The organism is Streptosporangium subroseum, assembly GCF_900188345.1.
GTDB classification, from domain to species: domain Bacteria; phylum Actinomycetota; class Actinomycetes; order Streptosporangiales; family Streptosporangiaceae; genus Streptosporangium; species Streptosporangium subroseum.
Genome location: NZ_FZOD01000014.1, coordinates 66195 through 92057, shown reverse-complemented (window position 1 = coordinate 92057; position 25863 = coordinate 66195). Strand labels below are relative to the sequence as shown.

General features: G+C 68.7%; 26 protein-coding genes and 1 pseudogene. 18 read left to right on the top strand and 9 right to left on the bottom strand.

Translation table 11 applies throughout. The features are described 5' to 3' along the window. Window positions 1-240: 240 nt before the first annotated feature. From CHC08_RS16715 to CHC08_RS16710, 3 genes are read right to left on the bottom strand one after another with little or no spacing between them, the layout of a single operon-like run. Window positions 241-984, bottom strand: coding sequence for an ABC transporter permease (locus CHC08_RS16715; protein ID WP_245878362.1), 744 nt, complete (start codon window positions 982-984; stop codon window positions 241-243). Continuing rightward, the gene (locus tag CHC08_RS52410) at window positions 981-1112 is read right to left on the bottom strand and encodes a hypothetical protein (RefSeq protein ID WP_275937178.1); all 132 of its coding nucleotides are present in this window, start codon (window positions 1110-1112) and stop codon (window positions 981-983) included. Before CHC08_RS52410 ends, CHC08_RS16715 begins: the two co-directional genes overlap by 4 nt. Further along, window positions 1106-1948: an ABC transporter ATP-binding protein gene (locus CHC08_RS16710; protein WP_089208208.1), complete on the bottom strand. Its 843-nt coding sequence runs from the start codon at window positions 1946-1948 to the stop codon at window positions 1106-1108. Before CHC08_RS16710 ends, CHC08_RS52410 begins: the two co-directional genes overlap by 7 nt. A 76-nt stretch (window positions 1949-2024) precedes the next feature. Between CHC08_RS16710 and CHC08_RS16705 the strand changes: the two genes are divergently transcribed. After that, on the top strand, window positions 2025-2720 hold the full coding sequence (locus CHC08_RS16705; protein ID WP_089208207.1) for a TetR family transcriptional regulator: 696 nt from the start codon (window positions 2025-2027) through the stop codon (window positions 2718-2720). A 207-nt stretch (window positions 2721-2927) separates the two neighbouring features. Beyond that, window positions 2928-3797, top strand: a complete 870-nt coding sequence (locus CHC08_RS16700) for an ion transporter (protein ID WP_089208286.1) — start codon at window positions 2928-2930, stop codon at window positions 3795-3797. 55 nt (window positions 3798-3852) lie between these two features. Here the strand turns inward: CHC08_RS16700 and rpsD are convergent, their stop codons facing one another. Then, the gene (gene rpsD, locus CHC08_RS16695; RefSeq protein WP_089208206.1) at window positions 3853-4467 is read right to left on the bottom strand and encodes a 30S ribosomal protein S4; all 615 of its coding nucleotides are present in this window, start codon (window positions 4465-4467) and stop codon (window positions 3853-3855) included. 87 nt (window positions 4468-4554) lie between these two features. On the opposite strand from rpsD, the gene CHC08_RS16690 reads away from it, so the two are divergent. Beyond that, window positions 4555-5292, top strand: coding sequence for a DUF2470 domain-containing protein (locus tag CHC08_RS16690; protein ID WP_089208205.1), 738 nt, complete (start codon window positions 4555-4557; stop codon window positions 5290-5292). A 210-nt stretch (window positions 5293-5502) separates the two neighbouring features. Here the strand turns inward: CHC08_RS16690 and CHC08_RS16685 are convergent, their stop codons facing one another. Continuing rightward, window positions 5503-6081, bottom strand: coding sequence for a ClpP family protease (locus CHC08_RS16685; protein ID WP_089208204.1), 579 nt, complete (start codon window positions 6079-6081; stop codon window positions 5503-5505). Between the two features lie 344 nt (window positions 6082-6425). Between CHC08_RS16685 and CHC08_RS16680 the strand changes: the two genes are divergently transcribed. Then, window positions 6426-7028, top strand: a complete 603-nt coding sequence (locus tag CHC08_RS16680) for a copper chaperone PCu(A)C (RefSeq protein ID WP_089208203.1) — start codon at window positions 6426-6428, stop codon at window positions 7026-7028. Window positions 7029-7151: 123 nt separating this feature from the next. Here the strand turns inward: CHC08_RS16680 and CHC08_RS16675 are convergent, their stop codons facing one another. Continuing rightward, entirely contained in the window at window positions 7152-7862 is a 711-nt protein-coding gene (locus CHC08_RS16675) for an alpha/beta fold hydrolase (protein ID WP_089208202.1), read from the bottom strand. 300 nt (window positions 7863-8162) lie between these two features. On the opposite strand from CHC08_RS16675, the gene CHC08_RS16670 reads away from it, so the two are divergent. The 3 genes from CHC08_RS16670 to CHC08_RS16660 all read left to right on the top strand — a co-directional run bounded on the left by CHC08_RS16670 (window position 8163) and on the right by CHC08_RS16660 (window position 13035). Beyond that, complete coding sequence (locus CHC08_RS16670) at window positions 8163-8861, top strand: helix-turn-helix transcriptional regulator (RefSeq protein ID WP_218825335.1); 699 nt, start codon at window positions 8163-8165, stop codon at window positions 8859-8861. Between the two features lie 476 nt (window positions 8862-9337). Further along, window positions 9338-11926, top strand: coding sequence for a DUF7824 domain-containing protein (locus CHC08_RS16665; RefSeq protein WP_089208201.1), 2589 nt, complete (start codon window positions 9338-9340; stop codon window positions 11924-11926). 671 nt (window positions 11927-12597) lie between these two features. Next, the gene (locus CHC08_RS16660) at window positions 12598-13035 is read left to right on the top strand and encodes a GNAT family N-acetyltransferase (RefSeq protein WP_089208200.1); all 438 of its coding nucleotides are present in this window, start codon (window positions 12598-12600) and stop codon (window positions 13033-13035) included. A 78-nt stretch (window positions 13036-13113) separates the two neighbouring features. Here the strand turns inward: CHC08_RS16660 and CHC08_RS16655 are convergent. After that, window positions 13114-13281: pseudogene (locus CHC08_RS16655) on the bottom strand (IS5/IS1182 family transposase); the annotation flags it as partial. A gap of 339 nt (window positions 13282-13620) precedes the next feature. On the opposite strand from CHC08_RS16655, the gene CHC08_RS16650 reads away from it, so the two are divergent. Then, window positions 13621-13818: a CsbD family protein gene (locus tag CHC08_RS16650; RefSeq protein WP_089208199.1), complete on the top strand. Its 198-nt coding sequence runs from the start codon at window positions 13621-13623 to the stop codon at window positions 13816-13818. A 69-nt stretch (window positions 13819-13887) separates the two neighbouring features. Here CHC08_RS16650 and CHC08_RS16645 read toward each other — a convergent pair whose 3' ends face one another. Beyond that, a complete protein-coding gene (locus CHC08_RS16645; RefSeq protein WP_089208198.1) occupies window positions 13888-14163 on the bottom strand; it encodes a hypothetical protein in 276 nt (91 codons plus the stop codon). 104 nt (window positions 14164-14267) lie between these two features. Here CHC08_RS16645 and CHC08_RS16640 point away from each other — a divergent pair, with 104 nt between their 5' ends. The 3 genes from CHC08_RS16640 to CHC08_RS16630 are packed head-to-tail and all read left to right on the top strand — an operon-like array spanning window position 14268 to window position 15381. Next, complete coding sequence (locus CHC08_RS16640; protein WP_089208197.1) at window positions 14268-14636, top strand: hypothetical protein; 369 nt, start codon at window positions 14268-14270, stop codon at window positions 14634-14636. Window positions 14637-14680: 44 nt separating this feature from the next. Continuing rightward, on the top strand, window positions 14681-15070 hold the full coding sequence (locus CHC08_RS16635) for a hypothetical protein (RefSeq protein ID WP_089208196.1): 390 nt from the start codon (window positions 14681-14683) through the stop codon (window positions 15068-15070). A gap of 47 nt (window positions 15071-15117) precedes the next feature. After that, the gene (locus CHC08_RS16630) at window positions 15118-15381 is read left to right on the top strand and encodes a hypothetical protein (protein WP_143653239.1); all 264 of its coding nucleotides are present in this window, start codon (window positions 15118-15120) and stop codon (window positions 15379-15381) included. A gap of 200 nt (window positions 15382-15581) precedes the next feature. Here CHC08_RS16630 and CHC08_RS16625 read toward each other — a convergent pair whose 3' ends face one another. Beyond that, window positions 15582-16751, bottom strand: coding sequence for an ROK family transcriptional regulator (locus CHC08_RS16625; RefSeq protein WP_089208284.1), 1170 nt, complete (start codon window positions 16749-16751; stop codon window positions 15582-15584). Window positions 16752-16894: 143 nt separating this feature from the next. Here CHC08_RS16625 and zwf point away from each other — a divergent pair, with 143 nt between their 5' ends. The 7 genes from zwf to CHC08_RS16590 all read left to right on the top strand — a co-directional run bounded on the left by zwf (window position 16895) and on the right by CHC08_RS16590 (window position 25353). Beyond that, the gene (gene zwf, locus CHC08_RS16620) at window positions 16895-18370 is read left to right on the top strand and encodes a glucose-6-phosphate dehydrogenase (RefSeq protein WP_089208194.1); all 1476 of its coding nucleotides are present in this window, start codon (window positions 16895-16897) and stop codon (window positions 18368-18370) included. Window positions 18371-18498: 128 nt separating this feature from the next. Next, entirely contained in the window at window positions 18499-20403 is a 1905-nt protein-coding gene (gene edd, locus CHC08_RS16615) for a phosphogluconate dehydratase (protein ID WP_089208193.1), read from the top strand. After that, the gene (locus CHC08_RS16610) at window positions 20400-21377 is read left to right on the top strand and encodes a glucokinase (protein ID WP_089208192.1); all 978 of its coding nucleotides are present in this window, start codon (window positions 20400-20402) and stop codon (window positions 21375-21377) included. Before edd ends, CHC08_RS16610 begins: the two co-directional genes overlap by 4 nt. Beyond that, window positions 21374-21985 carry a bifunctional 4-hydroxy-2-oxoglutarate aldolase/2-dehydro-3-deoxy-phosphogluconate aldolase gene (locus CHC08_RS16605; protein ID WP_089208191.1) on the top strand — a complete coding sequence of 204 codons (612 nt, stop codon included), beginning with the start codon at window positions 21374-21376 and terminating at the stop codon, window positions 21983-21985. The genes CHC08_RS16610 and CHC08_RS16605 overlap by 4 nt, the downstream gene beginning before the upstream one ends. Before the next feature lie 235 nt (window positions 21986-22220). Then, a complete protein-coding gene (locus CHC08_RS16600) occupies window positions 22221-23447 on the top strand; it encodes a TIGR03118 family protein (protein ID WP_089208190.1) in 1227 nt (408 codons plus the stop codon). 266 nt (window positions 23448-23713) lie between these two features. Continuing rightward, complete coding sequence (locus tag CHC08_RS16595; RefSeq protein ID WP_089208189.1) at window positions 23714-24187, top strand: hypothetical protein; 474 nt, start codon at window positions 23714-23716, stop codon at window positions 24185-24187. Beyond that, complete coding sequence (locus CHC08_RS16590; protein WP_089208188.1) at window positions 24184-25353, top strand: zinc-dependent alcohol dehydrogenase; 1170 nt, start codon at window positions 24184-24186, stop codon at window positions 25351-25353. Before CHC08_RS16595 ends, CHC08_RS16590 begins: the two co-directional genes overlap by 4 nt. Window positions 25354-25863: the final 510 nt, after the last annotated feature.

Genomic DNA, 25863 nt, shown 5'->3' with positions numbered 1-25863 from the left:
CTCCGGGGCCCACGAAACGATCACGATCCAGGCTGATCAATACCGCGGACATGACGTCCCGAAGGAGTGGATTGAGACCGGTGCGGGTGAGCGGTCGTTCGCGCGAACGACCGCTCACCCGCACCTCACTCCCTGCCCGGTCAGTGAAGAGGGTCTTTGGCCGGGCACCCGGCTACCGCCGCCAAGGAACGTCCGCACATCTCTCAGGTTGATTTCAGCTTGACGGGCGCGGGACGAAGGTCAGGCGTTCTCGCGGTTGAAGACCCGGGTCCCCACGGCGACGCAGATCCCCGAGAGGACCAGGGTCACGGCGACCCCGATGGTCACGGTCACGGTCGCGTAGTGCCCGTCGAACAGCTCGCGGATGGCCTCGAGGACGTAGCGGAACGGGGTCGCCCGCGACAGCGCGTCCAGCCAGCCGGGAGCCATGGACATCGGCAGGAACGCGCCCGACAGCAGGAGCAGCGGGACGATCGCCGTGCTCATGACCGGTGCGAACAGCTCCGGGTTCATGGTGAGCGCGATCGCGTTGGACAGCGCGGCCAGGCTGACCCCGAGCAGCGTCATGAGGACGAGCCCGGCCAGCACCCCGGGGAACCAGGCGCGCATACCGAAGACGTAACCCATGACGATCAGCATGACCGACTGGATCAGCAGTGTGAGGGAGCTGCTCAGCACCCGGCCGAGCAGCAGGGAGACGCGGTGGGCCGGGGTGACCCGGAGCCTCTCCAGCACGCCGGAACGGGCGTCGAAGACGATGCCGAACCCGGCCAGGCCAGCGCTGAGCAGGCTCACCTGGATCAGCAGGCCGGGGACCAGCGTCTCCCAGGTGCCGATCGTGGCGAACAACGGGCCGAACAGGATCAGGTAGAGCATGGGCTGGAGCACGCCGAAGATGATTCCGGCTCTTTGCCGCAGGGAGATCCTGGTGTTGTGCCGGAAGACGAGCCATGTGTCACGGACGATGTCCATCGGTTCGTTCACCCCTCCTCATCCGCCACGCGGGCGACGCGTACTTCGCCGACCGCTCCGTCCACCACGCCGAGCCCGCTCCAGCTCGCCGGATCGCTCACCATGTCGAACTCGCTCCTGCTCGTCGAGTCATTCACCATGTCGAGCCTGCTCCTGCTCGTCGGGTCGCCCATCGCTCCTCACCCGCCACACGGGCGGCTCGCCGCTCGTCCGCCGCTCCGTCGGCCGTCTGGGGTTCGCCGGCCGCGTCGTCCCTCAGGGAACGGCCGGTGATCGACAGGAAGACGTCGTCGAGGGTGCCGGTGCCGCCCTTGAGCTGGGCCGGAGTGCCCTCGGCGACGATCACTCCGTGGTCGATGATGAACAGGCGGTCGGCGAGCGCGTCCGCCTCGTCGAGATAGTGGGTGGTCAGGAAGACCGTGAGACCGTGCTCCCGGCGCAGGCTTCTGATGTGGTCCCAGAGGTTGGCCCGGCTCTGCGGGTCCAGTCCCGTGGTGGGCTCATCGAGAAAGAGCAGGGACGGCCCGTGGACCAGGCCGAAGGCGAGGTCGAAGCGGCGGCACTGGCCGCCGGAGAGCGCACCGCCGGGCCGGGTCTCCAGACCTCCGAGGCCGAGCCGGTCGAGCACCTCGCGGACCCGCTCGCGGGCCCGTGCCGGGTGCATGCCGTACAGCATGGCGTGGAGTTCGAGCTCCTCCCCCACAGGGGTCGCCGGGTTGATCCCTCCGCCCTGGGACACGTAGCCGATGCGCCGCCGCACACCCCGCGGATCGGCGAGCAGGTCGTGCCCGGCGACGGTGGCGGTGCCTCCCGTAGGGCGGAGCAGGGTGGTCAGCATGCGCATGGTGGTCGTCTTTCCGGCTCCGTTCGGGCCGAGGAATCCCACGATCTCTCCGGCCTCCGCGGCCAGATCCACGCCCCGGACGGCCTCGACGCCGCCGGGAAAGGTCTTGCTCAAACCTGATGTCTTGATCACTTGATCGCCTCCATTTTTAAAGTAACATCAATTTTGGTGTCAGTCCAAAATTTACCTGGCACCATAGAATGAGCCCATGAGCGAGGGCCTGCGCGAGCGCAAGAAGCGGGAGACCAGGGAGCGCATCTCCGACATCGCGACGGGGCTGTTCCTGATGCGAGGCTTCGACAACGTGACGGTGGCCGAGGTCGCCAGGGCCGCCGACGTGTCGGTCAACACGGTCTTCAACTACTTCCCGACCAAGGAGGACCTGCTCTTCGACCGGCAGGAAGAGGTGGAGTCCCTGCCCGGCAAGGTCGTGCGGGAACGGAAACCCGGAGAGAGCGCGCTCGAAGCGCTGCGCCGCGACTTCCTGGACGCGCTCGACACCCGCCACCACAGGTACGGCTTCCACGAGGGGAGCGACACCTTCAACCGCATGCTCAGCGCGAGCCCGTCGCTCGGCGCCCGGCTGCGGGAGATGGACGAGGCACGGGAGAAGTCCCTGGCCAGGACGCTCGCCGACGAGATCGACGCCGATCCCGACGACCTCGTTCCCGCGTTCGTCGCCGCCCAGATCTGCGCGGTGCTTCGCCGGCTGACGGCGTATGCCGTGCGGCGCATGCTCGCGGGCGAAGCCGTCGACGCCATCGCTCCGGATCTGAGACACCGGGCCGATCAGGCCTTCGGCCTGCTGGAGTCGGGCATCGGCGACTACGGTGCCCGCCGGGAGAACGCCTCGCAGGCCACCGGATCGGGGAAAGGAACTTCAGCGCTTCTTCCCCGGCCGTGACCTGTGAGCCCTCCGGCTCTTCCCTCAGCCGTGACCGCAACCGGGTGAGAGAGTTCGACGTTTCTCCTCCGGCCGGGCTCGGAGTGTCGACGGCGACCGGGGCGTCCCCGCCCGCCCGGTAGCACCGAGGCGATCCCCGGCATTTCGGTCATCCGTTATGATCTTCACCTGTACTCGGCCCTCCGACCCCCGGGAGTCTTCGTGCCGGTGCGCGAACGCGTTCGTGCCGCCCTCGAGACCTCACGTTTCCAGCGACTCATCATTGCGGTCATCGTGATCAACTCGGCGACTCTGGGCCTGGAAACCTCCGCCACCGCCGTCGAGAACTACGGCACGGCGCTCATGATCGTCGACCACCTGGCGCTCTACATCTTCGTCGCCGAGCTGTGCGTCAAGATCTACGCCTACGGCTGGCGGTTCTTCCGGAACCCATGGAGCCTGTTCGACACCGCGATCGTGGCGATCTCGCTGATGCCCATGGCGGAAGGACTCTCGGTGCTGCGGGCGCTGCGCATCCTGCGGGCGCTGCGGCTGATCTCGGTGGTGCCGAGTCTGCGCAAGGTGGTCACCGCGCTGCTCGTCGCGGTGCCGGGGATGACCTCGATCGTGTTGCTGCTCGGGCTGGTGCTCTACGTCACGGCGGTGATGGGCACGAAGCTCTACCACCTCACCGCGCCGGAGTATTTCGGGGACCTGCCCACCTCGCTGTTCACCCTTTTCCAGATGATGACCGGGGACGCGTGGTCCGACATCACCCGAGAGGTGATGGCCCAGCACCCGTCCGCCTGGGTGTTCTTCGTGGTGTTCATGCTGGTGTGCACCTTCGTGGTGCTGAACCTTTTCATCGCGGTGGTGGTCAGCGCCATGGAGGAGGAGCACGCGGAGGAGTCCGCGAAGGCGACCCAGGATCTCGGGGTGGCGGTGCTCACGGAGTTGGCAGAGCTCAGGGCGGAGATGCGGGAGCTACGGGAGAAGGTCTCCACGACGGCCGGCGACAGTGAGCAGCACCTGAACGGCTCGTCCCTGCCGGCGACCCGATCCAGCCGCGAACGGCCCCGGCAGAAACGATCCCGCTGACCCGCCCTCCGGGGTGGGCCCGCCGCTCGGGTGCGCGGCGGGCCGGCGCACCGGATCAGCGGGAGTAGAACTCCACCACGAGCTGCTCGTCCACCGGGACCACGATCTGCTCGCGCAGCGGGCGGGCGAGCACGGTGAACCGGAGCTCGGCGTGGTTGACGTCCAGGTAGGACGCGACCCGGTCGTCGGCGTAGAGACCCTCGGCCGCGGCGACGAACGGCTGCATACCGCGTGACTTCTCCCGGATCGCGATAACCTGACCGGGCTTGACCAGATAGCTGGGGATGTTGACCTTGCGGCCGTCCACGGTGATGTGGCCGTGCGTGACGAACTGGCGGGCCGCGTAGATGGACGTGGCGAGGCCGGACCGCAGGACGAGTGAGGCGAGACGCGTCTCCAGCAGCACCACCAGCTCGGCTCCCGAACGGCCGGTGCTGCGCAGCGCCATGTCCCAGTAACGGCGCATCTGCCGCTCGGAGACGTCGTAGTACCAGCGCAGTTTCTGCTTCTCCATCAACCGCAACCCGTAGTCGCCGGTCTGCCTCCGGTTCGTCTTGCGACCGTGCTCACCCGGCGGATAGGGCCGCTCCTCGAAGTGGCGGACGGCCTTGCGGGTCAACGCGACGCCCGCTCGGCGGGACAACCGCACCTTGGGTCCGGTGTAGCGCACAGTCACTCCTTTATGGTTAGGTTCACCTTAGTGAGGCAAGCCTAACCTTATACATAGGAACTCCACGACCTCAAGGAGAGCCGGTCCATGCCGCATCCCGTCACCGCCGCGCCCACCCCCGAGCGGGTCCGCACACTCGCCGCCACCGCCGCTCCCACCCACGTGTCTCTCGTCGGCACGTCCCGACCCGCGATGCCTGCCAAGGGCGGAGTGGACGGCGCGGGCCGTCCGGTGCTCCTCGTTCTGCCGGAAGACCCGCTCTACGGCATCTCGGATGAGTCGGTGGTGACCGTGGACCTGACGGCGAGCCGTTCCCTCGGGGATCACGAGCTCTCGCGTGGCCTGCTCAAGGTGCAGGGCTGGGTGCAGGCCGTACCGGCGGACGAGGCGAGAGAGACAACGGTGGCGATCGCCGAGCGCTGCCCGGACGAGGCGCTGTTCGAAGCGCTGGAGACCTTGGAGACCGCTACCGGCCCCCGGCTGCTCCGCGTCGACGTCGGCCGGGTGATCTATCTCACGGGACCGGAGTCAGGCGTGCTGGACGCCGAGGAATACCTCGACGCCACCCCCGATCCCCTGTGGGGCGAGGCCGAGCGCATGCTCCATCACGTCAACAACGCCCACCGCGGCCAGCTGGAGACCGCCCTGGGCTCCCTGCTCTCCGCCCCCGTCACCGAGGCGTGGCTCTGGGAGCTCGACCGCTTCGGCGCGACCGTCCGCTCCGGCATCGACGACCCGACCCTGATCCGGCTCCCCTGGCCGGCCCCGATCACCGATGCCCGGTCCCTCGAACACGCCGTACGCTGCCTGCTCTGCCACCACTGAAGGGATCCGTCCTCCAGCGCCCCCCGCCACGTCCACAACAAATAGGCGTGACGCGACGCTCCCTCCCCCGGGGGGAGACGGCCCGCCACGCCCTTGTCCGCGTCGCCTTCATGCTGCGCGACGAACTTTCCCCATAGCTCCCAGAAAAACTCCGCACCGGTTCGGCATGTGCCGCGTTGGGTGCGGAGCTCTCCTGGGAACGGGGAACCACTAAACGTGTGACGCCACCTCGTTGGTGTTCTGGATGACCTCGTCGACGAGTCCGTAGTCCTTCGCCTCGGTGGCCGTGAACCAGCGGTCGCGGTCCCAGTCTTCCTCGATCCGCTCCAGCGGCTGACCGGTGTGGAAGGCGATCCGCTCACGCATCATCTGCTTGGTGTAGAGCATCTGCTCGGCCTGGATGGCGATGTCGCTGGCCGTACCGCCGAGACCACCCGAGGGCTGGTGCATGATGACCCTGGCGTGCGGCAGGATGTATCGCTTGTTGGGCGCACCGGCGCAGAGCAGGAACTGCCCCATCGAGCCCGCGATGCCCATGCCCACGGTGGCGACGTCATTGGGGATGAACTGCATCATGTCGTAGATCGCCATCCCGGCGGTCACCGAGCCGCCGGGCGAGTTGATGTAGAGCCATACATCACGCTCGTCGTCGTCTGCGGAGAGAAGCAGAAGCTCCGCGCAGATCCGGTTGGCGACCTCGTCGTTCACCTCGCTGCCGAGCACGACGATCCGCTTGCGCAAGAGCCGCTGGTAAAGCTGATCCTCAGGCACGAACTGTGGTGAGGTCATCTTTTCACCTACCCCGAATCAAGAGTTTACGAATAGCGAATACCAGCGACCCTAGCCCCGTCCGGCGCCACCGTTTCGGTCCGTTCGCTGTCAGCGCGTTCCGCTGTCAGCGCAGGGCCGGTAAATTTATTTCACGTCCGGGACACGGCCCGGCTCCTGCGGGAAGTCGCCCCCGCCGTGTGTGATCATTGCCGGACCATGCCCGTGACCTCGCCTTTTCGTCTCACCCGAGCCTCGGCCTTCGCCACGGTGTGCCTCGGGTCGAGCGTGACCGCTCCGGCGCTCCCGCGCGCCTGTCGAGCACAGCTCCGAGCGCGGCGCCGTACATCCGGAAAGGCCTTTTCATGATCGCTCAACGTGCTCTTTCCGCCGGGCTCCTCGCGGTCCTCACCACCGCGTCGGTGAGTGCCTGCGGTGACCGAACGGAGCCCCAGTCCACCCAGCGGCCTGCCCAGCAGTCCACCGAGTCCACCCAGCAGGCTGCCCCGCCCGCCGCCGGGAGTCCTGCCGCCAAAGTTCCCGCGCTGACGATCACCGACCCGTGGGTGAAGGCCACCAAGCGCGGGATGACCGCCGCCTTCGGCACCCTGGTCAACAACACCGACGCCGACGTGACCGTCGTCTCCGGCGCCTCTCCCCTCTCGCCGGAGATCGAGCTGCACGAGATCGTCGGCTCCGGCGACAAGGCGGTCATGCGTCCCACGAAGGGTGGCTTCGTCATCCCGGCCCGTGGCACGCACCGGCTCCAGCCCGGGGGCGACCACATCATGCTGATGGGCGTCACCAAAGCGGTGAAGCCCGGTGCCAGGATCCCCTTCACGCTCACCCTCACCGGTGGCCAGACCCTGGAGTTCACCGCGGTCAGCAAGACCTTCGCCGGCGCCAGGGAGGACTATCGCCCCGGCAAGAACAAGAGCGACCACGGAACGGGCGAGGACGATAACTGAGCGGAGCGCTCCCGCGAGAACCGATCTCGGCCATGTGCGCGGAGCAAGCGGCCCCCGGGACGCCGTGGCCCCAGACAACGGCATGAATGATCGGGGGCCAGACGAACCGGACTCGTGCGGCCCTCAACGGCAAACCTGTCGTTCGCGCGTCGGCGCATCCGCGACGCGTTCGCCGAGCAGTAGCGCAGCGACCGCCTCCGGGGCCTCATTCATCGCGTCATGGCCGGTGGGAAGGTCGTGGACCTGCCAACCGGGATCGGCGTGGAGCCGGGTGCGGAGTTCGGCGAACGGCGTCCGATCCTCCCATCCCGAGCAGTAGACGAACTCCCGGCGAGGGACCCGGGCGAACGCGCCCGTGAGCCGGATCGTCTGCAGGAACGAGGCGAGGGGATGAGGACGGCGGCGAGGATCACCGCCGTCCGGCGGTCGAACGGCATAGCCGGTGGCCACAGCGCCGGCAGCAACCACTTCCCGGAAGTACTCGTTCGTTGACGACCACCACGACTCGCCATCGCGCGGTACGAAGGCGTCGAGATGCACCAGCCGCGAGATCCGGCCGCCGGCGCGATCGGCGGCGGCGGCGATCACCATCCCGGCGTAGCTGTGGCCGACCAGCGTCGCGCCGGTGATGTCGTTGCGATCGAGGTGCCGCAACACGTCATCGGCGTGCGTGTCGAGGTTGGCGGTCGCGACCGTCGCGTTGTCGTCGTCCGGCCGCAGACCGGTCAGGGTCAGGGCGTGAACGGCATGACCGGCGCGCTCCAGCAGCGGAACCACCGCCTCAAACGACCAGGAGCCTTTCCAAGCGCCGGGCACGAGGACGAACGTCGCCATGCGTTTCTCCTTCTCTTTCAAGCCGCGGCATCGAGGCGCGCTGCCTCGATGGCAGGTGGTGCGGTCGGGCGCTCTACGCGACTGAGGACCGCTTCGCATGGAGAAAGTGTCACCGGATCCCGGTGTGGCGTGCTACCGATAGGATGCCAACTGATGCCCGTTCGCCGCCAACCTTCCCTGACCGCCGGTGTGACGTCACATATCTGGCCCTCCGGCGGGCGCCACCTGTGGCCATCCGGCCAAGCAAGTGCGCAGCAGTCGCACGCACGGGGACACCTGGTATACGCAGCCAGCGGCGTCTTGGCAGTTCACACCGAGCGCGGCACGTCGGTCGTTCCCGCCAACCGGGTCGCCTGGACCCCCGCCGAATTCACGCACCACCACCGCGCCCACGGCGACACCGATATGCGGATCGTCTTTCTCGCGCCATCCCTGGCCCGGCTCCTACCCGAGCATCCCGCCGTGTTCCTGGCCTCCGACCTCGCCCGTGAGGTTCTGCTCGCCCTGACCGGCTCCCGCAACTACGACGACACCGCACCCGGCTACAGCCGCTCCGCGCGCTCTCGCCTCCTTCGGGTCCTCGTCGAGGAACTCCGCGAAGCACACGAACAGCCGCTGCACCTGCCCGAACCACGGGATGACCGACTGCAGGCCATCGCCCGGATGCTGTACGAGAGGCCGGCGGACAACGCCACGCTGGCCGAACTCGGGAAGACGATCGGAGCCGGCACCCGCACCCTCAGCCGACTGTTCCGCAACGAACTCGGCATGACCTTCTATGAGTGGCGCACGCAGCTACGCGTCTACCACGCGCTCGTGCTCCTCGCCGACGGCCACGACACCACCCAGACCGCCTCCGCCTGCGGATGGGCCAACCCCAGCAGCTTCATCGCGGCGTTCACCAACCTCATCGGAACGACCCCGGGCCGCTACCGAACCGGTCGCCAGTCCGCCGCCCACGCATCTCAACTCCCGACCGTGGTCAAGCCCTCGGGGTGATCCGTACTCGCGCCCCGGGCCGATGCGGTCCGCGATCGGACAGGAGATGATCCCCGTGTGCCTCGCGATCCCCGCACAACGACAGCGGCCGCACCAGCCATCGGCCTGACCACGCGACAAGCCAGGACCGCACGATCAGGCCCAGAGCGTTGCCCCACGACGACCCCACCGAGACTCGTCGAGCCCGGCGACCAGCCGGCAACGTCTACACCCTCGACTGCGAAGAGCCGGGAAACGTCTCTTCTCCTCCCAGCCGCCAGGACCTTGTGGAACCCCCGCAACCGGCCGGGAGTTTCGCACGTCATCGGCTGGTCCGGCCCATCTCCGCTCAGAACCCGGCGGCAGGTTTCCCACCTGCTCCGACGGCACGCGAGGTTCGCCTTCGGCACCTGCCGCAGAAATGTCGGTGATCGCGGCTACCGTCCCGATCACGATGGGCAGTCGCCTGCCGTACACCCCCCGAAGGGAACCCCGACGTGACCGCCTGGGACGACGTCCGCGACCTCATCGGCAAGTGCGACGCGGATGGCGTCACCGCGCTGGTGCTCACCCTGGATGCCGACGGACGGCGTGAGATCGCCAGGCAGTTGCCCGGCCATCTCAAGGAGATCCGGCGCTATCTCGACTCGTGGCGGGGCACGGGAGAGCACGCCGAGGCACTGCGCGCGGCCGGTGCGGGGACGATCGCCACCGCCACCTCGGTCGCCTCGTGGCTGACCCGCCGTGGCCTCGTCGGAGCCGACTCCACCGTTGACGACACCCATCGCCTGCTCCGCCTGGTACGTATGCGACCACCTACCTGGCAGGCCGACCTGGCACAGCGGCTGGCGGGCAGGCTTCGCGGCCGCGATCCGAGTTACGAGCTCACGGCGGCGCTGATCCGCGAGACCGGGATCGAGGTGCCCACCGATGACGGCTTTGTCGTGGGCTGGGTCTCCAGGAGAACCGCCGGCCGGCCGCTGGCCGACGTGCTGGCCGACGATCCGCTGCTGGACGCGCTCCTGCCACGCATTTTCGAGGCCCAGGGCGTGGGCGAGGCCCTGAACCGGGAGGGCATCTACCCCTGGCCGAGCGTCCTGCACACGCTGGCCACCAATGGCAGAGCCGACCGGAGCATGATGCTCGACGGCTGCCTTCGATGTTTCCTGCGCGGCGGCACCGCGCTCGAACTGCGGTTCTTCGTCCGTCTTCACGAAGCCCTCGATCCGACCGTCAACGAGATCGAGCCCCACGCCCGTGACTACCTGCGGCTGCTGCCCTCCTCGACGGGCACCGTCGCCGAGCTTGCCCTCAACCATCTGCGGCGGCTGGACCCGCCGGAGCCGGAGGGCTTCGGCGAAGCCGCCACGGCCCTGATGTTCCGGCAGGAGAAGAAACTGGTCCGCGCGGGACTGTCCTGGATCGATCAGGTCGTACGGCATGCGCCCGGTCATGCGGAAAAGGTGTCCGAGGCCTTGGTGATGATCTTCAGCCACGAGACGCACGACCTTCGGGAGCGTGCCGTACGGCTGGCGGTCAAACACGCCGCCGGCATGAGCGCCGACACTCTCCGCGACGCCGCCGGGGCCCTTCCCCCGGACCTGCGTGCCCAGTTGGCCACGGTCGTGAGCGGCATCGAGGTGAAGGCCCAGGCTCCTCAGGCCTCCCGGCAAGGCGCCGCCCTCACACCCGGCAGGCGTGAGCTACCGTCGCCCATCGGCACGGCCGCGGAACTCGCCGCGTCGGTCACGCTCTTCGCCCGCGACACGGAGCACTGGGACGACTGGATCGCCATCGAACGGATGATGGCCGGGCTCGTCGAGCTCGCCCACCGTGACCGCGACGCCGTACAAAAGGCCCTGGCCCCCGTGATGAACCAGGAGTTCCCCTGGTGGGTCGCGGGAGATCCGGGAATCCACCCTGTCGGATGGCTGCTGACCGCGTGCCGGAATCTCGTCTCCCCTGGCTCCCGAGAACGGTGGACGAAACCGCTCCTGCCCCTTCCGTCCCACGTACATCCTCTGCATCGGTTCGTCCTGCGCAGGGCGGCGGAGGTCTTCACCGCACTACAGAACGGGGACCTGTTTCCCCTTCTGCTCGCCACCCCGACGTCCGTCTCGGGTCACATCAATCCCGCCGAGTTAATCGCCCGGCTGGAGCGCCTGGAGGCCTCCGGGGCCGAGCCCTTCCCCGCCGACCTGGACCAGGCGCTGCTCCGCATCCCTCGTTCCGTCGAGCCGGAGACGGTGGCACGAGCGGAGCGCCTGTCCTCACCCGCCGGGCGGCTCGTGGCCCGTTGGATGGCAGGTGCGGGCCGGGTGACACCGCAGGTCGCCATCCGGCACAGATACCTCGACGGTGCTTCCCTCCGCTGGTCCGACGACGGCGTTCCCCCCGTATACAGCCGCAGCGACCCTCAGATCGTGCCTTTTGTCAGCGCGCCCGCCACCGGCTTGGAAGGGATCGACGCGCTCTTCCACGTCCCCTCCTTCCGCTACGCCGAATGCATGACGTGGTGGCTGGGAATCATGCCCTCGGAACCGGAGGCCGCTGCCGCCTACCTGCTGGCCTTCTCCATGGTCGGCCGGCGCCTTGCCGCTCCCGAATCGGCGAGCCTGGGCGAACTAGCCGGGGCGACCGAACCCCTCGGCCCCGTGGCGGCGACCCTCCTGCTCGCCCGGCTGAACAGCGCGGATCCCGCCCAGCGAGCGAGCCTGCTCGGCACGCTGGCCACCCTGGCAGCCGCCGGCCACCTGCCCGGACATGACTTGGGCGAACAGCTCGGCCTCCTGGTCACGTACGACCTCGTCACGCTCAGCCGGATCACCTCCGCTCTGGTCGAGATCACAAACGCCGGGTTCGGAGCGCAGGTGTGGCCCATCGTCACCGCGGCCCTTCCCCACCTTTTTCCCACCGGCAGGGAGCGAGGTGTTCACGGCCTGGCCGCCCTCATCGCACTCGGCGCCGATACGGCTCCGCCGGGCGCGGGCACGGAGATCCCCGGCCTGGCGGCGGTCGTCGCCCGCGGCGGATCCAGCCGCATGGTCCGCGAGGCCACCCGCCTGACACGTCTGCTCCGCGAATGACAAGGCCACCGGATTACCTGCGGCTCCTCACCTATCCACGCGAATCGACTGAGCCTCGCCTCCGGCTGCCCCTGGGCGACGCAGATCATCACCGCCATCACCCGGTTGCAGACTCTGTGGGCACCGCCAAGACCAGTGTCAAGCCGTCCAACCGACCAAGAAAGGACATCCGCGGGCTCGTGGAACCCCGCCCCCCGGCGCGACAGCCGGTCCATCACGCTGACCAGGAAGCGAAATTGTCTCTCAACCGAATACCTCAGCCGACCACACGAAGATCGTGACCATACCGCACCCATGTCATTTATGTGTCACCGAATTTTCTGCAGAGGGCAACGGAGCAACTGCTGAAGAGTTCCACGTTCATGTGGGGCGTCGTCACAGAACCAACCGAGTCGTAACGCCAGCCGACAGTGAGGCTTTTCCATTCTGATCGTGCTGGTCACGATAAGTGCGCGTAGCCCGGAGATCGATGGAGACGAGGCTCCCGGTAAGACAGCAGTCGACCAAATCCGATGCCCCCACCGGGAGCCGCGCAGCGCTGGAAGATCCTGACCAAGCTGCGCTGCTGTCCGCGCGACCGCGCTCGTGCAGGCCATCCCCGTCCTGCACGAGGCCGGGACCGACCGCTACTCGCGATGAGAAAGGCTCAGTGCGTTGGTTACGCTTCAGGCATGTTCCGTGAGGCTCGGCCTGGCGACTTCGAGCAGATCATCCGCCTCTACCGGCAACTGCAGCCCGACGATCCGGTTCTCAAGGACGGATCCGATGTAGCGGCTTTCCAGCAGATCCTGGACTCTCCAGCGCTGCATCTCTTCGTGCTCGAACTGGATGGGGTTGTCGTCGCCACGACGTACCTCAACGTGATCCCCAACATCACCCGATCGGCATCGCCCTACGCCATCATCGAGAACGTCGTCGTCGAGGAACCGCGGCGAGGCACAGGTCTGGGTAGGCAGATCATGGCCGACACGCTCCAAGCCGCATGGGATGCCGGCTGCTACAAGGCGATGCTGATGACGGGCTCGCGCAAGCCTGCGACCCACGCCTTCTACAGAGCCTGCGGGTTCTCGGCCGACGCCAAGGCGGCGTACGTGGCTCGACCATCGTGACGTGACGCACCGGAGAGCACACCCGAACCATTAGAGTCACGACGATCCAGCACCCTGACCAAACAGCACTGAGCGTTTTCATCCCGCTTCGCGCATCTGAAGGATGAGGATGGCTTTGACCAGCCAACCTGCGTAAAAAGGGCAGAAGTGGAATTTCCGCAGAATGCGCCAGGTCTTCAGCATGGCATTCGCTCGCTCGCCAGGACCGCGAAGCTTGGCATGGGCGGAGTTGGCCGTCTTCTGCGAAGCCGCTGATCCCGGCCAGGACGGCGATGAACAGCACACCCAAACCGAGCGGGTCGATCCGGATCCGATCCAGGACGCTCAATCCCGCAACACAATCCGCCAGAATCCACGAGACCGACCCGCGGAGCGGGGTCCCGGAGTTCCGGCCACCCTGCTCATGGAGTTCCGATCTCCGCGTGTTCCTCGCCTTTAATAATCGCTTCACATGACCATCTGCCCAGGTCATCGGATGGTATGGGCGTCGACCACCAGCGTGGGAGGCATGTTTACCCCTCCCTTTCACGGACAGGAAGTACCCCTGCACGGAAGCAGACTTCAGATCCGGGGAGGAACCGCATCATGGGCGCTGACGACAAGATCCGTAATAAGGCAGAAGAGGTCAAGGGCAAGCTCAAGGAGGGGACGGGGCGCGCCACCGGCGACAGGTCGATGGAAGCCGATGGCCGGGCCGACCAGGCCGAGGGCCACGTCAAGCAGGCCGGCGAAAAGGTAAAGGATGCCGCGAAGAACGTCAAGGACGCCTTCAAGAAGAGCTGACTAAACCTGACCTGTGGTGGGGCTCCGAAAATCGGAGCCCCACCGCCGCCGTTTCAGGAGGCGGATCTCTCAGGACGCGGGGCCGACCTCGGGTTCGGGTGCTCGCTTCCCCGACGCCTCGTCTCCGCCGCCTCCGTCTCCGCTGCCGTCGTCCGCGTGCGTGGAACGACGCTCGTTGTCGGGGTCCGCCAGGAGCGGTCGTTCGGGGAAGGAAGTGTCCGCCCCGGATCTCTCCGCCACGACACGGCTCTCGCCGTCGATGCCTCGTGGAGCCGGGGGCATCGAATCCTCCTCCGGAAGGTCGTCCCTGGCCGTTTCTTCGCTCACTTCACCCTCGTCGATCATGCCCACCTCCTCCCCCGTAAAAGGGCAAATATGTGCCGACCAGGCATGGAGCCGGGCGACCGGGTAGGGAGTCTCTCAGAGAGATCGAAGAGGGGAGCACAGTCATGACGGTGACGCAGTTTCACGACCTGCCGCTGGCCGACCGGGACAGGGAGTGGGACGGGGCGGCGGCGGAGAAGCGCGTCCGCAAGTGGGCGGGCGCCGAAAAGGAGCCGAACGCCAAATACCGCGACGCCCACGTCTGGTACGACAGCGACGCGCCCGAGAACTTCGAAAGCTACAAGCTGCCGATCGCCGACGTGATCGGAGGCAGGCTCATGGCCGTACCGCGTGCCGTGATGGCCGCCGGGGCGGTCATGCAGGGGTCCCGGGGCGGGGTCGACGTGCCGAAGAAGGACATCGACCAGATCAAGTCCTACCTGGCCAAGTACTACGACAAGATGGGCGACTCGCCTCCTTGGAAGGCAAAATGAGCGGCTCATCTCCAAGTGACTCCCCTCCGGGGGAGGGCTGATCCGTGCCGCGTTTCGCGTTCGACATCGATCCGGCGTGGAGGATTCCTCTCCTGCTGCTGGGTGTGAGTCCCGCCCGCGCCTTCGCCGCCGTCGAGGAGGACGGGTTCATGGTCCGATTCGGCCCCTGGGTGCTTCGCACGCCCCTGTCCAACATCATCGACGCCACCGTGACCGGCCCCTATTCGCCGCTGAAGGTCTTCGGGGCGCGCATGTCGCTGGTCGATCTCGGGGTGAGTTTCGGGACCAACGCCCGGCGCGGCGTGTGCGTCCGCTTCCGTACCCCGGTGCCCGCGCTGGCGCCCGGCGGGTTGCTCACCCATCCCGGTGCAACCCTGACCGTCTCCGATCCCGAAGGACTGATGAAGGCACTGACAGGTTCGCAGGACGCATGACGGCAAGGCATCCGGGTACAGGGTGCGCCTGATCGAAGGAGGGGAAGATGGCTCCCGAAGGACAGCCGGAAGAGACGGACGCAAGGGGAAGGCCGATGGTCCCCGCGACGCCGCGAGATGTCGTTCACATCCGCCTGGGCTCGTTCGGACTCATACCGATCATCATCCTCGGCGTGTTCGGCTTCGCGACCGGCGCCATCTGGCTGGTCGTCGCGATGGCGGTGCTGGCCGTGGTCGTGATCGTGGACATCGTCCTCGCGGTTCGCCGCCAGTCACGGAGCAACCCGGGCATGACAACGGAAGCGGGCTGAGGGTTCGGACCCGGACCAGGGCCGGGGGCCCGAACCAGCCGAAGGTCCGGGACCGGCCCGTACCACGGCCGGTGGACCCGGCCGACGGACTCGGTCCGGGTCAGGGCCGGTGGACCGGGTGCCTCTCAACGGCCAGTGACCCGGCCGGGGATATGGCCGACGGACTCAGTCTGGATCAGGGCCGGTGGACCGGGCGCCCGTCAGAGGAGGGAGTCGATGGCGTCGGGAGACAGGATGTGGTCGAGGACCATGTGCGCGCAGCCGATGATGCCCGCGCCCGGGCCGAGGCGGCTGCGCTCGATCCTCAGGTTACGGGTGGCCAGGGCGGTCGATCTCCGGTGAACGACCTCCCGGACCCCTGACACCATCGGCTGGAAGGTCTCGGCCACGTCCCCGCCGAGAACGACCACCGCGGGGTTGAGCAGGTTGACCGCGCTGGCGACGACCTCTCCCAGCATCCGGGCGGCGTTGCGGACCACGGTCATGGTCTCGGCGTCGCCCGCCCTGACCAGCGCCACCACGTCAGCCAGGTTCTTGACGTCGTGCCCCCGGGCGCGGAGGTCGCGCAGGATGGCGGTGCCGCTCGCCACGGAGTCGACGCAGTCGATGTTGCCGCAGCGGCAGAGCACTCCCCCGCCGTCCCTGACCGGGATGTGCCCGATCTCCCCGGCGGCGCCCAGCGCTCCTCGCAGGATCTCGCCGCCCGCGATGACGCCGGAGCCGATCCGGGTGGAGATCTTGATGAACAGCAGGTCGTCGGCCTCGCCCGCGTAGATCTCGCGGTGCTCGCCGATCGCGATGACGTTCACGTCGTTGTCGAGGAAGACGGGGGCGGGAAAGCGCGCGGCGATGATCGGCGGGACGGCCACGCCGGTCCAGCCGGCCATGATGCGGGCGCTCTCGGTGCGGCCCGCCGCGAACTCCACCGTGGCCGGAACGCCCATGCCGACGCCGCGTACCGCCGAAAGCGGCCGGTCGCCGAGCAGTTCGCTCCAGGTCTGCATGACCAGGGGAAGGACGACGTCGGGCCCTTCCTCCACGTCGACGGGCAGGCCCGTGCGGGCCAGCACGGTCCCGGCGAGGTCGCAGACGGCGATCTGCGCGCGGCTGGCGCCCAGGGAGGCGACGAGCACCACGCCGCCGGAGGCGTTGAAGACCAGGCGGGTGGGCGGGCGACCGCCTGTGGAGGGGCCCTCGCTGTCCTCCACGACCAGGCGCCGATCCAGCAGTTCGGTGACGCGCAGGGAGACGGCCGGCCGGGACAGACCGGTGACGCGTCCTATGTCCGCCCGCGTGGAAGCCTCGCCGGTGCGAATGAGGCGGAGCACCTCACCGCTGGTGGCCAGCGCGGTAGCGGGACGTCGAGGCATCGGCCAAGTGAACCACACCTACTTATGAAATGAAAACTTCGCACTTTCTCATCTCAGATTACAAAACTCGGCTTGTGTAGAGCGCAAGATGTAGCTAGTGTCCGATCTATCCCCAATTCCGGTAGATCAACGGAGCAATCCCCATGTCCGAGACCCCGCAATCCGCCGATCTGATCGTCTTCGGCGGCACAGGTGACCTCTCCATGCGGAAACTTTTTCCCGCGCTCTATCACTGCGACCGTGACGGCCGCCTGGCCCCCGAGACCCGGATCATCGCGATGTCCCGCGGCGGGCTCGACGACGCCGACTTCCGCGGCAAGGTGGACGCGGAGGTACGCGGCTCCGTACCGGTGGACGACCTCGACACCTGGCAGCGCTTCCTCGACCGCCTGCACCACGTCTCCGTGGACATCAGCGGCGAGGACGCGACGGGCTGGGCGGCGCTCACCGCCCTGCTCGCCGGGCACGAGCAGCGCAGCCGGGTGTTCTACCTGGCCAGCCCGCCCATGACGTTCGGCCCGTTCTGCAGGGAACTGCACCGCGCCGGTCTGGTCACCCCCGCCTCGCGGGTGGTGCTGGAGAAGCCGCTCGGCCGTGACCTCGCCAGCGCGCAGCGCATCAACGACGAGGTCGGCGCCATCTTCGACGAGGAGCAGATCTACCGCATCGACCACTACCTGGGTAAGGAGACGGTCCAGAACCTGCTCGTGCTCCGGTTCGCCAACGCGTTCCTGGAGCCGATCTGGAACTCCCTCTGGATCGACCACGTCCAGATCACCGTCGCCGAGACCGTGGGCACTCCGGGCCGCCGCGGCTACTACGACCACGCCGGCGCGCTGCGTGACATGGTGCAGAACCACCTGCTCCAGCTCCTGTGCCTGGTCGCGATGGAGCCGCCGTCGCGCAACGACCGCGAATCCATCCGCGACGAGAAGGTCAAGGTCCTGGAGTCGCTGAGGGCGATCACCGGCGGCGAGGTCGACCGGTTCACCGTCCGCGGCCAGTACACGGCCGGTGAGTCCGGCGGCGTCCAGGTCCCCGGATACCTCGACGAGCCCGACAACACCGCGCCCACCGACGCCTCGCACCGGGTGGAGACCTTCGCCGCGATCCGCGCCGAGGTGAAGAACTGGCGTTGGGCGGGAGTGCCGTTCTACCTGCGCACCGGCAAGCGCATGCCGGACCGGTACTCGGAGATCGTGGTGCAGTTCAAGGACGTGCCCCACTCGATCTTCCCCGGCAGCACGCCCAACCGGCTGGTGCTCCGGCTGCAGCCGAGCGAGGGCATCAAGCTGCACATCATGGCCAAGGAGCCGGGCGCGGGCGAGGTGGCGCTCAAGCCGGTCCCGCTCAGCCTGAGCTTCGCCGAGACCTTCACCACCCGGGTTCCCGAGGCCTACGAGCGGCTGCTCATGGACGTCCTCACCGGTAACCCGACCCTGTTCATGCGCCGCGACGAGGTGGCGGCCGCCTGGCGGTGGATCGATCCGATCCTCGGTGCGTGGGAGTCGTACGGCACGGCGCCCGAGCCGTACCCGGCGGGCAGCTCGGGCCCGGCGGGTGCCCACGAGCTCGTCAGCCGCAGCGACCGCGCCTGGCACGAGGAGTACCCCGCATGAGCGACCGGATCACGAGTGGCCAGGTAACACACCCGAACCAAGCAGACCAAGCAGGACACGTCGATCGAGCAGAGCAGCGGGGCCGGGCGAAGCACGCAGACCGGCCCGGCGACAACGGAGGAGGCCGGGTGGATCCCGTCATCCAGGAGGTCACCGACCGCCTGATCGAGCGCAGCCGCGGCAGCCGTACCGCGTATCTGGCACGGCTCCACGCCGAGGCCGAGGCCGCACGCGAGCGCGGACCGGCCAGGGCCAGCCTGGGCTGCGCCAACCTCGCCCACGGCTTCGCCGCCGCGGGAGCGGCCGACAAGCTGGACCTGCGGGCCAACATCAAGCCGGGCGTGGCGATCGTGTCGAGCTACAACGACATGCTGTCGGCGCACCAGCCGTACGAGACCTACCCGCCGATCCTCAAGGCGGCCGTCCGCAAGGCGGGCGGCGTCGCCCAGTTCGCCGGCGGCGTGCCCGCCATGTGCGACGGCATCACGCAGGGCCGCGCGGGCATGGAGCTGTCGCTCTACAGCCGCGAGGTCATCGCGATGGCCACCGCGATCGCGCTCTCGCACGACATGTTCGACACCTCCCTCCTGCTCGGCGTCTGCGACAAGATCGTTCCAGGCCTGCTGATCGGCGCGCTGCACTTCGGCCATCTGCCGGCGGTCTTCGTCCCCGCCGGGCCGATGGGCTCGGGCCTGCCCAACAAGGTCAAGGCCCGCACCCGGCAGCTGTTCGCCGAGGGCAAGGTCGGCAAGGGCGAGCTGCTCGAAGCCGAGTCGCAGTCCTACCACTCCGCGGGCACCTGCACCTTCTACGGCACCGCCAACTCCAACCAGGTCATGATCGAGGTCATGGGCCTGCACCTGCCGGGCGCGACCTTCGTCAACCCGCGCACCGAGCTGCGCGAGGCCCTGACGAAGGCCGCGGGCAAGCGTGCGGTCGAACTGACCGTGCACGGCGACGAGTACACCCCGGTCGGCGAGGTCGTCGACGAGAAGGCGATCGTCAACGCCTGCGTGGCCCTGCTGGCCACCGGCGGCTCGACGAACCACACCATGCACATCGTCGCCATCGCCGCGGCGGCGGGCATCGAGCTGCTCTGGGACGACCTGGCCACGCTGTCGAAGGTGGTGCCGCTCCTGACCCGCATGTACCCCAACGGCCAGGCGGACGTGAACCACTTCCATGCCGCGGGCGGCATGCAGGTGCTCATCGGCGAGCTGCTGGACGCCGGGCTGCTCCACGGCGACGTGCTGACGATCGCCGGGCGCGGGCTCGACCACTACCGCTCGGCCGTCGAGCTCAAGGACGGCGAGCTGGTCTGGGAGGAGCGCACCGAGGGCAGCACCGACCCGGACGTGCTCCGTCCCGTCTCCAACGCCTTCTCCTCCGACAGCGGCATCCACATGCTCGACGGCAACCTGGGCCGCGCGGTCAGCAAGGTCTCCGCGGTCAAGGCCGAGCACCTGGTCATCGAGGCGCCCGCGAAGGTCTTCGACGACCAGCTGGAGCTGCTGCGCGCCTTCGAGGCGGGCGAGCTGGACGGGCAGGACTTCGTGGCGGTCATCCGCTACCAGGGGCCGAGCGCGAACGGCATGCCCGAGCTGCACAAGCTCACCCCGCCGCTGGCGGTGCTGCTGGACCGGGGGCAGCGGGTGGCGATCGTCACCGATGGCCGCATGTCCGGCGCGTCCGGCAAGGTTCCCGCCGCCATCCACCTGTCGCCCGAGGCCGCGGACGGCGGCCCGATCGCGCTGGTCCTGGACGGTGACCCGATCCGCCTCGACGCCGCCGCCGGCACCCTGGAGCTGCTGGTCCCGGCCGAGGAACTGGCCGCCCGCACGCCGCAGGGCGCGCCGCTCACCGACGCCCAGTGGGTGGGTACGGGGCGCGAGCTGTTCTCCGCCTTCCGCCGTGCGGCGGGCCCCGCCGAGCGCGGCGCGGGCATCTTCGCTCTGAACGGCCACGCCGAGAGCGTCTCGAACCTCCTGGTGACCCAGGGCGCCTCCGGCGCCTCGGCGAAGGAGGTTCTGTGAGCCTTCCCTGGCTCGTCGCCGACGTCGGCGGCACCAACGCCCGGTTCGGGCTGATCACCGAACCGGGTGGCCGGCCGGAAGCCGTGGCCGTACTGACGGTCTCCGATCACGATGGCCTTCCCGAAGCCGTAGCCGCCTATCTCGCAGAACATGCGGGCGGAGTTCAGCCGGGAGCGGCATGCGTCGCGATCGCGGGTCCCGTCAAGGGCGACCACTACCGTCTCACCAACGCCGAATGGTCGGGTTCGGTGCGCGACCTGGGCATCCCGAACGCCTGGCTGCTCAACGACTTCGAGGCCCTGGCGGCCTCCCTGCCGCACCTGCGGGGAGACGACCTGGTCTCCCTGGGCGGGCCGGAGCCCTCGCACGGTGTCAAGGCCGTGCTCGGTCCCGGGACCGGCCTGGGCGTGGGCGGTCTGGTGCCCGCGGCGGAGGGCTGGGTGCCGGTCCCCGGCGAGGGCGGTCACGTGACGATGCCGGTGCTGGACGAGCGGGACCACGAGATCGTCCAGGCCCTGCGCGCGGACGGACTCGGCCACGTGGAGGCCGAGCATCTGCTGTCGGGACCGGGGCTGTCCCGACTGCACCACGGGCTCGCACTGGTCCGCGGCGTCGGCGCGCCGCGACTGTCCGCCTCGGAGATCGTGAGCAGGATGGACGACTCGCTGTGCGAGGAGACCGTCGAGGTCTTCTGCGGCATGCTCGGCACCTTCGCGGGCAACGTCGCCATGACCCTGGGCGCCCGCGGCGGCGTCTATCTGGGCGGCGGCGTGTTGCCGCGTATCGTGGACCGGGTCCTCTCCAGCGACTTCCGCCGCCGGTTCGAGGCCACCCCCACGTTGAACGATTACCTGTCCGGTATCTCCACGGCGCTGATCGTGGCCCCCCAGCCCGCGCTCGTCGGCGCGGCCGCGTGGCTGAGCCGGCGCCTGTCATCGGATACATCAGATATGTCGAATATGGAGTGCGCATGAGTCTGCTCGGCATCGCCCCGGTGATCCCGGTCGTCGTGATCGACGATCTGGAGGCCGCGGTCCCCCTGGCACGGGCCCTGGTGGCGGGCGGCCTGCCGGTCATCGAGGTCACCCTCCGTACGGTCCACGCCCTCAAGGCCATCCAGCGGATCGCCGCCGAGGTCCCCGAAGCGGTGATCGGCGCCGGAACCATCCGTACCCACGGCGACGTGCTGGCCTCGGTGGAGGCCGGCGCCAAGTTCCTGGTCAGCCCGGGGAGCACCCCGACGCTGCTGGACGCCATGGAGGCGAGCGGCGTGCCGTTCCTGCCCGGGGTGGCGACGGCGTCGGAGGTCATGGCACTCGCGGAGCGCGGGCTGACCGAGATGAAGTTCTTCCCGGCCGAGGCCGCCGGCGGCCTGCCGTACCTCAAATCGCTCGGCGGCCCGCTGCCCGACGTCCGGTTCTGCCCGACCGGCGGGATCAAGCTCTCGACCGCCCCCGACTACCTCGCGCTGCCCAACGTCGGCTGCGTGGGCGGCACCTGGCTCACCCCCGCCGACGCACTCGCCACCGGCGATTACTCCCGGATCGAGAAGCTGGCCGCCGAGGCGGCCGCACTCCGGTAACCCACGGACCTCGGACAGATCACGGCCCCGCTACGGACCGTCTCCTCCCCCGGCCCGTACGCGGTCATGAGGCACCGTGACCCGGTGTGACGCTCATGGACTCCGGCCCGTGGCCGCCCTACCCGGCGGCCGCGGGCCGTCTTTTCGCCTGCCTCCTCGAAGGTGCCACTGAACCGCACCGGGATCCCGCGCGTATCTCGCGGCGACAAGCACTCCCGGTACAAAGGAGGCACGAATGCAAGTACGCATCGTCGCGATCGGCGTCACGGCGCTGGTTCTGGGCGTGGCCGGTACGGCGTCGGCCGGAACGACCGGCAAGGCATCGGCCGGTAAGGCCGATACGTCATCGACGGGTACGCCCTCGGCCGCGACCTGGAACACGCAGAGCCGTTTCACGGTCACCAACCTGGTCTCGGACGTGAAGGGCCGGGCCGCGGTCACCGACCCCGCGCTGGTCAACCCGTGGGGACTGGCCATGGGCAAGACGCTCTGGGTCTCGGCCGCCGGCACCGGCCTGGCCACCGTCTACTCCGGTGGCGCGGGCACGGTGAAGCAGGAGAAGACCCAGGTCCGCGTTCCCGGCGGCAGGCCCACCGGACAGGTCGTCAACTCCGGCGACGAGTTCGTGGTCAAGGGCCCGGGCGGTTCGGGACCGGCGACGTTCATCTTCGCCAGCCCCAGCGGGGCGATCACGGGCTGGAACGCCGAGGCCGACCCCGACGACGCCATCATCAGCGCGTTCGTCAAGGGCGCCGACCTCAAGGGCCTGGCCCTGGCCCAGACCAACCGCGGGCCGATGTTGCTGGCCGCCGACTTCGCCAACAACCGCGTCCACGTCTTCGACGGCGACTTCGACCGGCTCCAGATGGGCCGCAACGCGTTCCGCGACCCGGGCATGCCCGCGGACTACGCGCCGTTCAACGTGGAGGTCGTCGGCCGTTCCATCCTCGTCGCCTACGCCAAGCGCGATCCGCAGACCGGCAAGGCCGTGGCCGGCAAGGGCAAGGGGTTCATCAGCCACTTCGACGGATCGGGCCGGTTCGTCGACCGGTTCGCCGCGCGCGGCGCGCTGAACGCGCCCTGGGCCATGACGCTGGCCCCGAAGGGCTTCGGCGCCCAGTCGGGGGCCCTGCTGGTCGGCAACTTCGGCGACGGCTGGATCAACGCCTACAACCCGCGCAACGGCCGCTCGCTCGGCCCGCTGCGCTCCGCCGACGGCAAGCCCATCGTCCTGGGCGGCCTGTGGGACCTGGAGCGGGGCACCGCGACGGTGGGCGGCGAGAACGCCCTGTGGTTCAGCGCCGGCAGCGACGGCGGCACCCACGGCGTACTCGGTGTGATCCGTCCGGCGGGGGCCTCCACCTCCGCCCCGGCGGCGTCCCCGTCCGCCACGCCCGCGCCGTCGGCCTCCCACCCCGGTTCCCACTCCAACTCGAACTCCAACTCGGGTTCCGGCTACTGAGAAAACTCGGGTTCCGGCTACTGAGAACTCGGCGGCGCCGGCACCCCACCCGGCAGGCGCGGGGCCGCGTCCGCCGGGTGGGGTGCCGGCCCCACGGTCAGCGCGGGCACCCTCTTACACCAGCTACGGTCCTCGCTCCCCGCCCGCGGTCATGACGCGGGCCAGGGGGCCGTCAACACCGGCTCAAGTGCTACCGGAGCTCGGTAGCCGCGGACGGGCGATGGGTAACCCCATCAGGGAAATTGCCCGTTTTAGGAGGCTGGAGTATGAAACCTGTCCTTGTGGGCGCGACCGCGCTGGCGGGCATGGGGGTGGTGCGATGGCTTCGGTCGCGTCGCCCCCAGGCCGGGCCCCAGAGTCAGCGGGGAATGCACCGCTGGCTGTCGGTCACGATCAACCGCAAGCCCGAGGACGTGGCGCCGGACGGACTCCTGCCTGAACCGCTCGCGATGCTGGGCGACGCCGTCGAGGTGCGGATCCGCGAGGCGCCCGGCGACAGGGGCACCGAGATCGCCGCGCGGTTGCGCGCGCCGCTGTCGTGGGGATCCGGCGGGATGATGGGGCGCCTCAGCGGTGACGACCCCCGCCAGGCGGTACGGAACGCCCTCCGCGAGAGCAAGTCCCTGATCGAGACCGGGGAGGTGCTGCGCCCCGACGAACCGCCGGCGACGCGACCTGCCCCGCAGGGAAACCTGCTGGACCTGGTGACGCACCGCGCGAGCGGGGAGGGGCGGCCGTGAAGGCGCTGTGCTGGCAGGGCGTCAACCGGCTCTCGGTGGAACAGGTGCCCGATCCCGGGATCCTCAACGCCCAGGACGCCGTCGTCAAGGTGCGGCTGAGCACGACGTGCGGATCCGACCTGCACCTGCTCGGCGGATACATCCCGGCGATGCGCGCGGGAGACGTGATCGGCCACGAGTTCATCGGTGAGATCGTCGAGGTCGGCCCCGAGGTCCGCAGGCACAAGGTGGGCGACCGGGTGGTGGTGTGCTCCTTCGTCGGCTGCGGCCGGTGCTGGTACTGCTCGCACGACCTGTGGTCCCTGTGTGACAACGGCAACCCCAACCCGGAGATCGCGCGGATGCTCCTCGGTTACGAACCCGGCGGCGTCTACGGCTACTCGCACGCCATGGGCGGGTTCAGGGGCAGCCACGCCGAATACATCCGGGTCCCGTACGTGGACTACGGCGCGTTCTCCGTACCGGACGGGGTTGACGACCAGAGCGCCCTGTTCGCCTCCGACGCGGCGCCCACCGGCTGGATGGGCGCACACCTGGGCGGGGTGGGCCGCGGCGACGTGGTGGCGGTGTGGGGCTGCGGCGCGGTCGGCCAGATGGCGGCCCGCGCGGCGATGCTCCTCGGCGCCGAACGGGTCATCGCGATCGACCGGTATCCCGAGCGCCTGGCGATGACCGAGCGCCACATCGGAGCCGAGACGATCGACTACTCCAGCACCGACGTCGGCGCCGAGCTCCGGGAGCGGACCGGAGGCAGAGGACCCGACGTCTGCGTCGAGGCCGTGGGCATGGAGGCGGACAGCCTGGGCCCGCAGCAGATATACGACCAGGTCAAGCAGCAGCTATGGCTCGAGACGGACCGCCCGGTCGCGGTGCGGGAGGCGATTCACGCCTGCCGTAAGGGCGGATCGGTCTTCATTCTCGGAGTCTTCGCGGGAACGGTGGACAAGTTTCCGCTCGGCGCGATGATGAACAAGGGCCTGACGGTCCGGAGCGCGCAGCAGCACGGGCAGCGCTACATCCCGATGCTGCTGGATCGGATGGCGAAGGGCCAGCTGGCGACGTCCCATCTCGCGACGCACTCGATGCCGCTGGACGAGGCTCCCAGGGGCTACGACCTGTTCAAGAACAAACTGGACGGATGCGTCCGAGCTGTATTCCGCCCTTGATTGTAGGTATTTGTGTGGAATTGTCCGGTGATCCTTGGGGCGCACCGGACAATTCCATGAACGGCTCCCCCGCACGGCATCGTTCGCGGAGCGCCCAATACCGCCTCGACGTGACGTCATGCGCCCGGATCCCTTAGCCTGGAGCAACGAGGGGAGTACTTCCCAAGAACCGACCCGGTCAATACGGATGCTTTACAGGCATCCCCGGACGGTCGCCCGCGAGGTGCGGGTGAAGGAGACCTCGAATGGCTCAGCGCATTCGAGGAGTACGCATGTCCGCTCACATATCCCCTTCTTTCTCCTCCCTCCGGGCTGCCCCGCTCCCCTGCCGATCCGACGTCCGCGGACGTGGCCGTGCCCGCATCGGGAGCCCGGCCGTTCTCGCCACCTGGCGCGCACATCGGCTGCCGCATACCTGAACGCGCGAAATCGCACCACGAGTGGTCCTCGGTTCGATCTTTGCCAGGTTCGTCCTTCCGCCGTTCCACCGGATCTCCGACGAATTCGTTT

Coding starts and splice junctions, on each gene's coding strand:
- CHC08_RS16645 (WP_089208198.1), bottom strand. CDS start 14,163: ATGATCGACGAGGGTGAAGTGAGCGAAGAAACGGCCAGGGACGACCTT.
- CHC08_RS52410 (WP_275937178.1), bottom strand. CDS start 1,112: ATGGTGAATGACTCGACGAGCAGGAGCGAGTTCGACATGGTGAGCGAT.
- CHC08_RS16605 (WP_089208191.1), top strand. CDS start 21,374: ATGAGTCTGCTCGGCATCGCCCCGGTGATCCCGGTCGTCGTGATCGAC.
- CHC08_RS16595 (WP_089208189.1), top strand. CDS start 23,714: ATGAAACCTGTCCTTGTGGGCGCGACCGCGCTGGCGGGCATGGGGGTG.
- CHC08_RS16640 (WP_089208197.1), top strand. CDS start 14,268: ATGACGGTGACGCAGTTTCACGACCTGCCGCTGGCCGACCGGGACAGG.
- CHC08_RS16680 (WP_089208203.1), top strand. CDS start 6,426: ATGATCGCTCAACGTGCTCTTTCCGCCGGGCTCCTCGCGGTCCTCACC.
- zwf (WP_089208194.1), top strand. CDS start 16,895: ATGTCCGAGACCCCGCAATCCGCCGATCTGATCGTCTTCGGCGGCACA.
- CHC08_RS16600 (WP_089208190.1), top strand. CDS start 22,221: ATGCAAGTACGCATCGTCGCGATCGGCGTCACGGCGCTGGTTCTGGGC.
- CHC08_RS16685 (WP_089208204.1), bottom strand. CDS start 6,081: ATGACCTCACCACAGTTCGTGCCTGAGGATCAGCTTTACCAGCGGCTC.
- CHC08_RS16675 (WP_089208202.1), bottom strand. CDS start 7,862: ATGGCGACGTTCGTCCTCGTGCCCGGCGCTTGGAAAGGCTCCTGGTCG.
- CHC08_RS16660 (WP_089208200.1), top strand. CDS start 12,598: ATGTTCCGTGAGGCTCGGCCTGGCGACTTCGAGCAGATCATCCGCCTC.
- CHC08_RS16705 (WP_089208207.1), top strand. CDS start 2,025: ATGAGCGAGGGCCTGCGCGAGCGCAAGAAGCGGGAGACCAGGGAGCGC.
- CHC08_RS16630 (WP_143653239.1), top strand. CDS start 15,118: ATGGCTCCCGAAGGACAGCCGGAAGAGACGGACGCAAGGGGAAGGCCG.
- CHC08_RS16625 (WP_089208284.1), bottom strand. CDS start 16,751: ATGCCTCGACGTCCCGCTACCGCGCTGGCCACCAGCGGTGAGGTGCTC.
- CHC08_RS16690 (WP_089208205.1), top strand. CDS start 4,555: ATGCCGCATCCCGTCACCGCCGCGCCCACCCCCGAGCGGGTCCGCACA.
- CHC08_RS16650 (WP_089208199.1), top strand. CDS start 13,621: ATGGGCGCTGACGACAAGATCCGTAATAAGGCAGAAGAGGTCAAGGGC.